The organism is Bradyrhizobium sp. ORS 375 (genome assembly GCF_000239775.1).
In the GTDB taxonomy this organism is placed as follows: Bacteria; Pseudomonadota; Alphaproteobacteria; order Rhizobiales; family Xanthobacteraceae; genus Bradyrhizobium.
In genome coordinates, this window is record NZ_CAFI01000135.1 from 1 (window position 1) to 12,956 (window position 12,956).

Here is a 12,956-nt window from a genome sequence, read left to right on the forward strand (position 1 = left end):
CTTCGCTCGCAATGACGGGGAGTATGACGAGCCCGCGTCAGCACGAATGACACAGGTGAGAAGGACGGAAGCCCCCCCGCCGTCGTCCCGGACAAGCCTGCCGACGCGCAGCGGCGGCGGGCGCCGATCCGGGATCCATACGCCGTGGCGGATGTATTGGGCAAAGGGCCAGCGGCCAGCGTGGCCCTAGCCGCTCCCTGGGGGTATGGGTCCCGGCGTTCGCCGGGACGACAGTGTTGGTTGGAGCGGCCGGACGGGCAGATCAGCGGTGACTGCTGTTGCCAGGACGCCGCCGGCTCACCGGCGAGGTAACGACGCGAGGCGGCCTCAGGCCGCCAGCGCGCCACGCACCACGTCGATGATGCGGGCCTGGGTCGGCTCGTCGAGATAGGCGTGCATCGGCAGGCTGATGACATCCGACGAGAGCTGCTCGCTGATCGGCAGGCCGCCATCGGCGCTCGGGAAGATGCGGTACGCCGTCTGCTGGTGCATCGACTTCGGATAGTAGATCGCGGTGGGGATGCCCTGCGCCTTCAGCGCGGCGGCGAAGGTGTCGCGGTCGACGCCGCGCGGCAGGCGGATGGTGTATTGCGCCCACACCGAGGTGCAGCCCTCGACGAGGCGAGGCACCTTCACCACGTCGGCGAGCGCCGCGGTGTAGCGCTCGGCAACCTTGTTGCGGGCCGTGATCTCGTCCTCGAAGATCCGGAGCTTCTCGATCAGGATCGCAGCCTGGATGGTATCGAGCCGCGCGGTGAGGCCGAGGCGGACGTTGTCGTATTTGTCGCTGCCGCCGCCATGGGCGCGCACGCTGCGCAGGCGCTCGAGCAGGCCGGCATCGTCGGTGAGGATGGCGCCGCCGTCGCCGAAGCAGCCGAGCGGCTTGGCGGGATAGAAGCTGGTCGCCGTCGCAAGCCCGAAGGTGCCGATGCGGCGGCCCTTGTAGCTGGCGCCAAAACCCTGCGCGGCGTCGTCGAGCACGAACATGCCTTCGTCCGCGGCGATCGCGGCGACCGCATCGTGATCGGCGGCCTGGCCGAACAGATCGACCGGGATCACCGCCTTCGGCTTCAGGCCGAGCCGCTTCGCGGTGGCGATGCCACGGCGGAGCGAGGCCGGATCGATGTTGAAGGTGTCTTCCAGCACATCGACGAACACCGGCGTGGCGCCCGTCAGCGCGACCGACTCGCCGGTGGCGCAGAAGGTGAAGGACGGGCACAGCACGGCATCGCCCGGGCCGATGCCCTGCGCCATCAGCACCATCAGCAGCGCGTCGGTGCCGCTGGAGCAGCTCACGGCGTATTTGGCGCCGCAAAACTCAGCCAGCTCCTTCTCGAGCTGAATCACCTCGGGGCCGCCGAGGAACTGGCAATGCGCGAGCACGCGGGCGACGGCGTCATCCAGCGACTTGCCGAGCCGCTGACGCTGCGCGGCGGTGTCGATGAACGGAATGGGCTGATGGCGCAGGTGCTGGTTCATGAGCTCTGACACATGTTCGAAAACGGAAATGGGGACAGCAGAGATGCGACTAGCCCGCCGCGCGCAGCTTGGCGGCGGCGGCCTCGGCCGGGCGATGGCTGGAGGTCTCCAGGCACTGCGTGGCGATCGCGAGGCTGGCGACGCCCTCGTCGCCGGTCACGGCGGGCGAGGTGCCGGAGCGCACCGCGTGCAGGAAGGCGATCAGCTCGGCGCGCAAGGGCTCGTCATGGCCGACCGGCAGATGCCGCATCGAGTAGCTGCCGTCCGGCTTGAAGCCGAAGCATTCGGTGACCTGGCGCGTCAGCAGGTCGCCCATGATGTACTTGCCGCGCGTCGCCACCGTGACGTTGCGCGCCTTGAATGGCGTCAGCCAATTGGTGTTGATGTGGGCGAGCACGCCGGAGGCGGTGCGGAACTGCAACAGCGCGATGTCCTCGCGCTCGGCGACCGCGCTCGACAGCTGCGGCTGCACCTCGACGATGTCGGACTCGGTGAACCAGCGGATCAGGTCGATGTCGTGCACGGCGAGGTCGATGACGACGCCGACATTCGACATGCGCGGCGGGAACGGGCCGACGCGGGTGATCGCGATCGACAGGATGTCCTCGCCGGCAATCGCCTTCTTGATCGCGGCGACAGCAGGATTGAAGCGCTCGACATGGCCGATCATCAGGGTGACGCCGGCGCGATGCGCGGCGGCGACGATCTCCCTGCCCTCCTCGACCGTGGAGGCGATCGGCTTCTCGACGAGGAGATGCACCTTGCGGGCGATGCAGGCGAGCGCGAGCTCATGATGCAGATGGGTGGGAGCTGCGATGGTGACGGCGTCGACGCCCTCGGCGGCAAGCTGATCGAGGCTCTCGAAAGTCGGGCAGTTCGCAAGCTCCGTGACTCGGCTGCGATGCGCAGGCAGCGGATCGACGACGCCGACGAGGTGCACGTCCGGCAGTCCGGCCAGCACGCGGGCATGGTTGCTGCCCATCACGCCGGCTCCGATCACGCCGACTCGCAGCGCCTGCCTCAGATCGGCCTTGTGGCCCGCCCCCTTCGAACTCATGTCGCTCGACCCCATCGATGTCACGGTTTGGCCACAACAGTTAACGAACTGCAAATCAGCCGGTCGAAGCTCTCCTAGCATGTCACTTCAGGCGAGGCGAACGCGGAAACCTTTTTCAGGACACGATTTGATTCAGAAAGTTACATCCGAGGGAGGCGAAAAACGGAGCCTTTTGAAGGACCTGCGCTATGTACTTCGCGTTTGGCAATGGCCCTGCTCAACGATCACGACAGGTGGTGGAGACAGTGGATGACCTTGTTCACGCCTGCGTGTCGGTCGCGTGAGAAGGTAACGCGGTGGATCCCGCCTGCGAAGCAATCATGTCACCTCGCGGGAGAACACCCATGATCGCCAGCCTCGCTTTGCTTCGTCGCGCCACCTCCTTCGCCGTGCTGCTTGCCTCATTCGCGCCCTGGGCGCCATCGGCCGCCGCCGCCTCGGATCGTCCTGTGGTGATCGAGCTGTTCACCTCGCAGGGCTGCTCGTCCTGCCCGCCGGCCAATGCCTATCTCAACGAGATGGTGCGCCAGCGCCGCGACGTGCTGCCGCTCGCCTTCCATGTCACCTATTGGGACCGGCTCGGCTGGAAGGATCCGTTCTCGCTGCCGGCCGCGACCGACCGGCAGGCCCGCTATGGCAGCCGCTTCGGCGACGGCTCCTACACGCCGGAGATCGTCGTCGACGGTCTCACCAGTCATGTCGGCTCCAACCGGGCCGAAGTGGGACCGGCGATCGATCGGGCCAAGGGCGCGCGAATCACGGCTGCCGCGATCAAGCTCGCGCGCAATGGCGACAAGCTCACGGTCGAGGTCGGCGGCGGCGAAGGCCGCGGGCGTGTGCTGCTCGTCGGCTTCGATCACCAGCATGAGACGTCCATCCGCCGCGGTGAGAATGGCGGCCGCACGCTGGAGGAATTGAACGTCGTGCGCTCGGTGCGTGCGCTCGGCGACTGGAGCGGCACGGCACTGCGGCTCAACGAGCCGGTGCCGGAGGGCGAGGACGTTGCGGTGCTCCTCGAAGCCCCGGACGGACGCATCGTCGGCGCCGCGCGCTTGTAGTTGCCGAGGTCAGGCGGAGGCGCAGTAACGACGCCAGAACTGACGATAGCCCTCCTCGACCTTCCGCGTGTAGGTCTCGACGTTGCCGGCCGCGGAGCGCGCGACCATGGCCGGCAGCGCGGCGCGCAGCTTGGCGAGCTCCGCCGGCTGCGCGGCATGTTTCAGCGCGATGGCGATGTAGCCGTCGTCGTCCTCGGCCACCCAACCGCCGAGCCCGACCGCCGTGTTGATGGCCGCGGCCGCACGTGCCGCGGCGCCCCGCCCGAGCTTGGCGATCACCGGCACGCCGGCCTGCAGCGATTCCCAGGTGCTGACCCCGCCATTCTGCGGAAACGGATCGAGCGACATGTCGATCTCGGCGAATTGCGCGATGTGCTGGTCGCGCGACGACAGGCCGAGGCAGGTGATGCGCCCCTCGGCAATCCCATGCGCGACGAACCGCGCGACCAGAGCGTTGCGCACCAGGGCATCGTCGAGCGCGCCGTTCTTGATGACGATCCGCGAGTCCGGCAGCGCCGCCATCAGCCGCGCCCACAGCGCGAGCGCAGGCTTGGAGATCTTGTCGATGCGGTTGAACACGCCGAAGGTGACGGTGCCGGTGCGCAGCATCGGCAGCGGCGTCGGTTGCCATCCCTGCAGCGGATCGGTGGTGATCACGGCGGGCAGGTCGTAGACCTGCTCGGCGAACAGATGACGGACATCCTCCGGCACGGTGACCGGATCGGCGAAGAAGTAGTCCATCGTCGGCAGACCGGTGCCGGTGCCGCTGCCCCAGGCCGTGACCTGGATGGGCGCCGGCTTGCGCGCGAACACCGGCAGGCGGTTGCCGGCGGAATGGCCAGAGAGATCGACCAGGATGTCGACGCCGTCGGCCTCGATCCGGTCGGTCAGCTCCTCGTCGGACATCTGCCAGGCATCGACCCAGACGTCGGCCGCCGCCCGGCACTGCACCGTCATCGTGTCCTGCAGCGGCGAGCAGGAATAGCAGACGACCTTGAACACCCCGTGGTCGTGGTGGCGCAGCACCGGCAGGAACACCAGCGCCGCCGAATGCGTCCGGAAGTCGGACGAGACATAGCCGATGGTGAGCCGCCGCTCCGGATCGCGGTCGCGCACCGGCGTCGGCCGCCGCGCGATCTCTGCGCCGATCCTGCTCCACCATTCGCGCCTGACCGCCTGATGCCGGGCGAAGTCGGTGTCGGGCATGAAGTCGAGCAGGAAGATCTTGGCGGTGATCGCATCACCGAAGTCAGGCTTGATCTCGAGCGCGCGCTCGAAGTGCTCGAGGCCCGTGGCGAGATCGCCCTGCTTGCAGAAGCATTCGCCGAGCCAGGTCCATGCGACCTCCGACTGCGGGTTCTGCTCCAGCACCTTGCGGCAGGCATCCATGGCCGGCGCGATGTTGTCCCTGATGACGCTGAGCTGGGCGAAGCCCATCAACGCCACCTCCTGCCGCGGATCGATCGCAAGCGCCGCCTGGAAGTCGGCCATGGCCGGATCGAACCGGCCGGCCTGCTGGTGCAGCCGGCCACGCTGCGCCAGCACCTGGGCGGCGCCCGGCCGGATCGCCAGCGCGGCATCGAACGCGGCGAGCGCGGCATCGGAATGACGCAGATTGATGCTGGCCAGGCCTTTGCCGAACATCGCCTCCATGTGACGCGGGTTGAGCGACAGCGCCCGGTCGAAGCTCTGATCGGCCTCGACATTGCGGCCGAGCGGCAGCAGCGCCATGCCGCGATTGCAATAGGCGTCGGCGTAGTCGGGCTTGAGTGCGATCGCCCGGTCGTGCGCCGCGATCGCCTCTTCGGGCAATCCCAGGCGCATCAGCGTGTTGCCGAGCCCCGTCAGCGCGACCAGGAGATTGGGCTTCAGCGCGACCGCCCGCTCCTGACACTTGCGCGCCTCCTGGTAGCGTTTGCGGTTGAACAGCGCGAGGCCGAGATTGGACAGCGCTTCGGCGTGGCGCGGCTCGATCTCGACCGCTTTGGTCAGCGCCTGCTCGGCGAGATCGAGCTGGCCGCTGTCGAGCGCGACCACGCCGAGCAAATGCAGGGCATCGAAATGCTCCGGCAGCAGCGCCAGGATCTGGCCGCAGATCACCTGCGTGTCGGCCGGGCGTCCGGCGCGATAGGCCGCGACCGCGCGCGGCATCAGCTCATCCGCCTGTTTTCGGTGCTTCTTCTGAAGTCGCGCATTCTGAAACGCGCGGGATCCGACGTCGCTTGCCAAAATTGGCCTCCACGGCGTGATAGGCAGAACCGGAACGCAAATGAGCTCAACTGCGGCATGGGGCCATGCCCGGCGTGGCAGACCTCAGCGAGAGGCCGCGCAATAGCGCCGCCAGAACAGGCGATAGCCCTCCTCGACCTTGCGCGCGTAGGTCGCGACGTTACCGGCAGCGGAACTGGCCACCTGTTCCGGCAGCTTCGCGCGCAGCTTCGCCAGCTCGGCTGGCTGGGCGGCCCACGTCATCGCGATCGAGATGTAGCCCGCATCGTCCTCGGCGACCCAGCCGTCGAGCCCGACCGCCGTGACGATCGCCGCGGCCGCGCGCGCCGCCGCGCTGCGTCCGAGCTTGGCGACGACGGGCACGCCCGCCTGCAGCGACTCCCAGGTGCTGACGCCGCCATTCTGCGGGAACGGATCGAGCGAGATGTCGACCTGCGCAAATTGAGCGATCTGCTGCTCGCGTGTCGACCGGCCGAGACAAATGATGCGGTCCTGCGTCACGCCCTGCGCGACGAAGCGCGCCAGCAGCCGGTCGCGCAGCAAGGGATCGTCGAGCGAGGGGTTCTTGATGACAATGCGCGAGTCCGGCAGCTGTCGCATCAGCCGTGCCCAGACCGCAAGTGTCGGCTCGGTGATCTTGTCGAGCCGGTTGAAGACGCCGAAGGTCACGTGGCCGTTGCGCAGCATCGGCAGCGGCGTCGGCGTGATCCCCGGCAGCGCCTCCGTGGTGATCACCGCAGGCAGGTCGTAGACCTGCTCGGCGAACAATGGGCGAGCCGCCTCGGGCACCGTCACGGGATCAGCAAAGAAGTAGTCGATCATCGGCACTCCGGTGCCGGTGCCGCTGCCCCACGCGGTGACCTGAATAGGCGCCGGCTTGCGCGCAAACAGCGGCAGCCGGTTGCCGGCGGAGTGGCCGGAGAGATCGACCAGGATATCGACGCCATCGGCCTCGACGCATTCGGCGAGCTCGTCGTCGGACATCTGCGTGGCATCGACCCAGACATCAGCGCAGGCTTGGAATTGCGCGGTCACGGCGTCCTGCACCGGCGAGCAGGCATAGCAGCAGATCCGGAACGCCTCGCGGCTGGCGTGCTTCAGCACAGGCAGGAAGGTCAGCGCCGCGGAATGATTCCTGAAGTCCGAGGAGACGTAGCCGATCGTGAGACGCCGCTCCGGATCGCGATCGCGCGGCAGCAGCGATCTCCGGGCGATCTGGCTGCCGATCCGCTCCCACCATTCGCGCCGGACGGCCTGATGCAGCTCGAAATCGGAGCCGGGCATGAATTCGAGCGTGAAGATCTTGGCCGTCATCGCCTCGGCGAAATCCGGCTTGAGCTCGAGGGCGCGATCGAAATGCGCGATCGCCTCGGCGATCTCGCCCTGCTTGGCGTAGCAGATGCCAAGCCAGAGCCAGGCATCCTGGGAGCGCGGATTCTGCTCGAGGATCTTGCGGCAGGCATTGACCGACCACGCGATGTCCTTGAAATGCCCGAGCTGGGCCTTGCCGAGCAGCGCCACCTCCAGCGTCGGCTCGTGCGCCAGCGCCGCCTCGTAGTCGGCCATCGCCTGATCGAACCGGCCGGACATCTGGTGCACCCGCCCGCGCTGGGCGAGCACCTGCGGAGCACCGGGCTTGATAGCGAGCGCGGCGTCGAAGGCGGCGAGCGCTTCGGTCAGGTGACGCAGGTTGAAGCTCGCAAGTCCCTTGCCGAACATCGCCTCCATGTGACGCGGATTGAGCGACAATGCGCGATCGAAGCTCCGGGTCGCCTCGGCGTTGCGGCCGAGCGGAATCAGCGCCATGCCGCGGTTGCAATAGGCATCGGCATAGTCCGGCTTCAGCGCGATGGCGCGGTCATGCGCGGCGATCGCCTCCTCCGGCAGTCCAAGGCGCATCAGCGTGTTGCCGAGCCCGGTCTGCGCGACCACGAGGTTGGGCTTCAAGGCAACGGCCCGCTCCTGGCATTTGCGCGCTTCGTCATAGCGCTTGCGGTTGAACAGCGCGAGGCCGAGATTGGACAGCGCCTCGGCGTGGCGCGGCTCGATCTCGACCGCCTTGGTGAGAGCCTGCTCGGCGAGATCGAGCTGGCCGCCATCGAGCGCCGTGACGCCGAGCAGATGCAGAGAATCGAAATGCTCCGGAAGGAGCGCGAGGATCTGTCCGCAGATCGCCTGCGCCTCGGCCAGCTTGCCCGCGCGATAGGCTACGACCGCGCGCGGCAGCAGGTCGTCGACCTGCTTGCGGTGCTTCTTCAGGAGCCTCGCATTCTGAAACGCACGCGAACCAACATTGCTTGCCAAGAGCGGCCTCCACGGGCTGACGCAAAGCACTCATTCGCTGAACGCAACTCGAAGAACCGGAACAGGACTCGGACTGCGCCATCCGTGCTGCAGCGGTCAGTCGGCAGCACAATAAGCTCGCCAGAACTGGCGATAACCCTCCTCGACCTTGCGCGCGTAGGTCCGGACGTTGCCGGCGGCGGAATTCGCCACCCGCGTCGGCAGCTCCGCCCTGACTCGCGCCAGCTCGGCGGGATCAGCAGCATGCTTCAGCGCAATGGCGATGTAGCCGTCATCGTCCTCGGCGACCCAGTCGTCGAGGCCGATCGCCTTGACGATCGCGCCGCCGGCGCGCGATGCAGCGCTGTTGCCGAGCTTGGCCACGACGGGCACACCGGCCTGCAGCGACTCCCACGTGCTGACACCGCCATTCTGCGGGAATGGGTCGAGCGAGATGTCGATCCCGGCGAAGGCTGCAATATGCTCCTGCCGCGTCGACGAGCCGAGACATGTCAGCCGGCCCTCCTCGATGCCTTGCGCCGTGAACCGGGCAATCAGCCCATCGCGCAGGAATGCATCGTCGAGCGCGCCGTTCTTGATCACGATGCGCGCGGACGGGAGCGCGCGCAGCAGCGCCGTCCAGACGTCGAGGACCTGATCGGAGATCTTGTCGATGCGGTTGAAGACCCCGAAAGTGACATGGCCGTTGCGCAGCATCGGAAGCGGCGTCGGCGTGGCGTCGGGCAGCGGGTCCGTCGTGATCAGCGCCGGCAGGTCGTAGACCTGCTCGGCAAACAGTGGCCGGACGGCATGGGGCACCGCGACCGGATCGGCGAAGAAATAGTCCATGGTCGGCAGGCCGGTGCCGGTGGCATTGCCCCAGGCGGTGACCTGGATCGGCGCCGGCTTGCGCGCGAACACCGTCAGGCGGTTGCCGGCCGAATGGCCGGACAGGTCGACGAGAATATCGACCTGATCGGCCTGGATGCGATCGGCCAGTTCATCGTCGGACAACTGCGTGGCATCGACCCAGACGTCGGCCGCCGCCTTGCATTGATCGGTGACCGAATCGACTTGCGGCGAGCACGAGTAGCAGACGACCTTGAATGCATCGTGGTCGTGATGGCGCAGCACAGGCAGGAAGGTCAGCGCGGCGGAATGGCTGCGGAAGTCGGACGACACGTAACCGAGCGTGATGCGGCGGTCGGGATCGCGATCGACCGCGCCGAGCTGGCGCCGCGGAATGCGCGCGCCGATCCGCTCCCACCATTCGCGCCTGACCGCCTGATGCACCGCGACGTCGGCGCCGGGATAGAAATCCAGCGCGAAGATCTTCTTGAGGATCGCGTCTTCGAAATCCGGCTTGATCTCGAGCGCGCGGTCAAAATGCTGGATGGCCCCAGCCGTATCGCCCTGCTTCGCCAGGCAGGCCCCGAGCCAGATCAGCGCCACCTCCGATGCCGGGTTCTGCTCGAGCACCCGCTTGCAGGCGAGCATCGCGGGTGCGATCCGCTCGGTCAGCACGCAGACATGCGCCTTGCCGAGCAAAGCGGTCTCCAGGCCGGGATCGACGGCGAGCGCCGCATCGAAGTCGGCCTCGGCCGCCTCGAACCGTCCCATCTGCACGTACAGCCGGCCGCGCTGCGCGACGACCGCCGTCATGCCCGGCTTGATCGCGAGCGCCGCGTTGAAGGCCGCGAGCGCCTGCTCGAGGTGGCGCAGATTGACGCTGACGAGCCCCTTGCCGAAGGTGGCCTGCATGTGGCGCGGCGCCAGCGCCAAGGCGCGGTCGAAACTCTGTTTGGCCTCTTCGTTGCGCTGAAGCAGCAGCTGCGTCATGCCCCGGTTGCAGTAGGCGTCAGCGAAATCCGGCTTCAGCGCAATGGCGCGGTCATGCATCTCGATCGCCGGCGCGAACAGCTGCATGTTCATCAGCGTGTTGCCGAGGCTGGTCAGCGCCGTGGCGAAGTTCGGCTTCAGCGCGATGGCGCGCTCCTGGGCCGCGCGGGCCTCCTCGTAGCGCTTCATGCTGAACAGGACGAGGCCGAGATTGGCCTGCGCCTCGGCATTGCGCGGCTCGAGCGCGACGGCCCGGGTCAGCGCCTGCTCGGCGAGATCGAGCCGGCCGCTGTCCAGCGCCGAGGCGCCGAGCAGATGCAGCGCCTCGAAATGGTCCGGCACCAGCGCAAGAACCTGCCCGCACACCGCCTGGGCATCGGCATGCCGGCCGGCGCGATAGGCCTCGACGGCCTTCGGCAGCAGGCCGTCGGCCTGCTTGCGGTTCTTCTTCTGCAGGCGCGCGTTCTGGAACGCGCGCGATCCGATCGTGCTTTGCAAGGATGCGCTCCGGCGGAGGACTCCGGCGCTATCTAGCACGGCTCGCGTGATTCGCGGGGAGAGCCCGCCCTACTCGCGGCGGTAATCGTCCTCGATGCGGATGATGTCGTCCTCGCCGAGATAGGATCCGGTCTGGACCTCGATCAGCTCCAGCAGGATCTTGCCCGGGTTCTCGAGCCGGTGCACCGCGCCCATCGGGATGTAGATCGATTCGTTCTCGTGCACGGTCTGGACAGTCTCGTTGATGGTGACCCGCGCCGCGCCGCGCACCACGATCCAGTGCTCGGAGCGGTGATAGTGCTTCTGTAGCGACAACCGCTGGCCTGGCTTGACGATGATGCGCTTGACCTGGTGGCGCTCGCCATTGTCGACCGACTGATAGCTGCCCCAGGGCCGGTGCACCTTGATGTGGGCCTCGGTGACCTCCGGCGCCACCGTCTTGAGCTTGGCGACCAGCCGCTTCAGCCCGTTGGCATCGCGCTGGCGGGACACCAGAACGGCATCCTGCGCGGCCACCACGACCAGATCGTCGACGCCTTCGAGCGCGACCAGCGCCTTGTCGGTGACGACGTTGCAGTTGCGGGAATCCTCGAACACGGCCGCGCCCCGCGCGGCATTGCCCTGCGCGTCCTTGTCCGACAATTCCCAGACGGCGTGCCAGGAGCCGACATCGGACCAGCCGCAGGAGACCGGAGCCACGGCGGCCCGCTCGGTCTTCTCCATGACGGCATAGTCGATCGAGATCGGCTTGGCTGCCGCGAAGGTGTCGGAGTCCAGGATGATGAAGCTGAGGTCGCGGCCGGCCTTGGTGACGGCATCGGTCACCGTCTGCACGGAAGCGGCGTCGTATTTGCGGTACTCGTCCAGCAGCACGGACGCGCGGAACATGAAGTTACCGCTGTTCCAGAGATAGCCCTCGCGGATGTAGCGCTCGGCGGTGGGCTGATCCGGCTTCTCGACGAATTTGGCCACGGCCCGCACCTCGCCGGAGACCAGCGCGCCCGGGCTGATGTAGCCGTATTCGGTGGCCGCGCGCTCCGGATTGACGCCGAAAGTCACGATACGGCCGGCCTCGGCCGCGGCAAGGCCGGCGCGGCAGGCGGCGAGGAAGGCTGTCGTGTCACGCACGACGTGGTCGGCGGCGAGCGCCAGCACCACGGCATCGGAATCGCGCGATTGCGCGAAGGCGGCGCCGGCGGCGATCGCAGGTCCGGAATCGCGCCGCATCGGCTCGAGCAGCACGTCGGCCTCGATCCCGATCTCGGCCAATTGCTCCAGCACCATGAAGCGATAGGCGGCATTGGTGATGATGATCGGACGCGCGAACAGATCGGCGTCGGAGACGCGCAGCAGCGTGTCCTGGAAAGTCGAGCGGGCGCCGAACAGCGGCAGGAACTGCTTCGGCCGGACCTCGCGCGAGGCTGGCCACAGCCGGGTCCCGGCGCCGCCGCACATGATGAGAGGAATGATGCGTCCGGTCATGAAATCAACCTGTCAAATCCCGTGATACTCGCGGTACCATCTCGCAAAACGTTGAATGCCGTCGGCGATCGAGGTGGCCGGCCGGAAGCCGATATCGCGCTCGAGATCGCTGACGTCAGCATAGGTCGCCTCGACGTCTCCGGGCTGCATCGGCAGCATCTCCTTGATGGCCGGCCGCCCGAACTCCTTCTCCAGCAGCGTTATCACGTCGGTCAGCTGCTCGGGATGATTGTTGCCGATATTGTAAATCCGCCATGGGGCCCGGCTGCTGGAAGGATCCGGCTTGTTTCCGTTCCAATCAGGGTTTCCCTGTGGCGGACGGCCGATCAACCGCACGATCGCCTGCACGATGTCGTCGACATAGGTAAAATCACGCCGCATCTGGCCATGATTGAACAGCCGGACCGGCTGTCCGGCGAGAATGGCCTTGGCAAAGATGAACATCGCCATGTCGGGCCGGCCCCAGGGACCGTAGACGGTAAAGAAGCGCAGGCCGGTGGCCGGCAACCGGTACAGATGGCTGTAGGAATGGGCCATCAGCTCGTTGGCCTTCTTGCTCGCGGCATAGAGGCTGATCGGATGGTCGACGTTGTCCTTGACCGAGAACGGCAGCTTGGTATTGGCGCCATAGACCGACGACGAAGAGGCGAACAGCAGATGCTCGCAGCCATTGTGCCGGCAGCCCTCGAGCACGTTGATGAAGCCCTCGAGATTGGCGTCGACATAGGCGTGCGGATTCTCCAGCGAGTAGCGCACGCCCGCTTGTGCGGCGAGATGCACCACGGCGGGAAAGCGGTGCGCGCCGAACAGCGCCTTGATGCCGGCGCGGTCGACGAGATCGAGCTTGTGGAACGTGAAGCCTGGCTGCGCGGCCAGCAGCGCGAGCCGCGCCTCCTTCAGCTTCGGATCATAGTAGGAATTGATGTTGTCGATGCCGACGACCTGACGACCCTCGGCGAGGAGCTGCTGCGTCAGGTGGAAGCCGATGAAGCCGGCTGCGCCGGTGACGAGGATGGGATGGTTTGCCATGG

8 protein-coding genes are annotated in these 12,956 nt (G+C 67.1%); 1 reads left to right on the plus strand and 7 read right to left on the minus strand.

Features of this window, described 5'->3' with window-relative positions:
• Positions 1-327 precede the first annotated feature (327 nt).
• Both BRAO375_RS11565 and BRAO375_RS11570 read right to left on the minus strand, forming a co-directional pair.
• Positions 328-1,479: a DegT/DnrJ/EryC1/StrS family aminotransferase gene (locus tag BRAO375_RS11565; protein WP_009027654.1), complete on the minus strand. Its 1,152-nt coding sequence runs from the start codon at positions 1,477-1,479 to the stop codon at positions 328-330.
• Positions 1,480-1,528: 49 nt separating this feature from the next.
• Positions 1,529-2,536 carry a Gfo/Idh/MocA family protein gene (locus tag BRAO375_RS11570; RefSeq protein WP_009027655.1) on the minus strand — a complete coding sequence of 336 codons (1,008 nt, stop codon included), beginning with the start codon at positions 2,534-2,536 and terminating at the stop codon, positions 1,529-1,531.
• A 344-nt stretch (positions 2,537-2,880) separates the two neighbouring features.
• On the opposite strand from BRAO375_RS11570, the gene BRAO375_RS11575 reads away from it, so the two are divergent.
• A complete protein-coding gene (locus tag BRAO375_RS11575; protein WP_009027656.1) occupies positions 2,881-3,594 on the plus strand; it encodes a DUF1223 domain-containing protein in 714 nt (237 codons plus the stop codon).
• 9 nt (positions 3,595-3,603) lie between these two features.
• Here BRAO375_RS11575 and BRAO375_RS11580 read toward each other — a convergent pair whose 3' ends face one another.
• From BRAO375_RS11580 to BRAO375_RS11600, 5 genes are all read right to left on the minus strand, one after another.
• The gene (locus BRAO375_RS11580; RefSeq protein WP_035640019.1) at positions 3,604-5,823 is read right to left on the minus strand and encodes an O-linked N-acetylglucosamine transferase, SPINDLY family protein; all 2,220 of its coding nucleotides are present in this window, start codon (positions 5,821-5,823) and stop codon (positions 3,604-3,606) included.
• An 84-nt stretch (positions 5,824-5,907) separates the two neighbouring features.
• A complete protein-coding gene (locus BRAO375_RS11585; protein WP_009027658.1) occupies positions 5,908-8,127 on the minus strand; it encodes a tetratricopeptide repeat protein in 2,220 nt (739 codons plus the stop codon).
• Between the two features lie 96 nt (positions 8,128-8,223).
• Complete coding sequence (locus tag BRAO375_RS11590; protein WP_009027659.1) at positions 8,224-10,443, minus strand: O-linked N-acetylglucosamine transferase, SPINDLY family protein; 2,220 nt, start codon at positions 10,441-10,443, stop codon at positions 8,224-8,226.
• Positions 10,444-10,512: 69 nt separating this feature from the next.
• Positions 10,513-11,925 carry a mannose-1-phosphate guanylyltransferase/mannose-6-phosphate isomerase gene (locus BRAO375_RS11595; protein WP_009027660.1) on the minus strand — a complete coding sequence of 471 codons (1,413 nt, stop codon included), beginning with the start codon at positions 11,923-11,925 and terminating at the stop codon, positions 10,513-10,515.
• A 12-nt stretch (positions 11,926-11,937) separates the two neighbouring features.
• The gene (locus BRAO375_RS11600; protein WP_009027661.1) at positions 11,938-12,954 is read right to left on the minus strand and encodes an NAD-dependent epimerase; all 1,017 of its coding nucleotides are present in this window, start codon (positions 12,952-12,954) and stop codon (positions 11,938-11,940) included.
• Between the last annotated feature and the right edge of the window lie 2 nt (positions 12,955-12,956).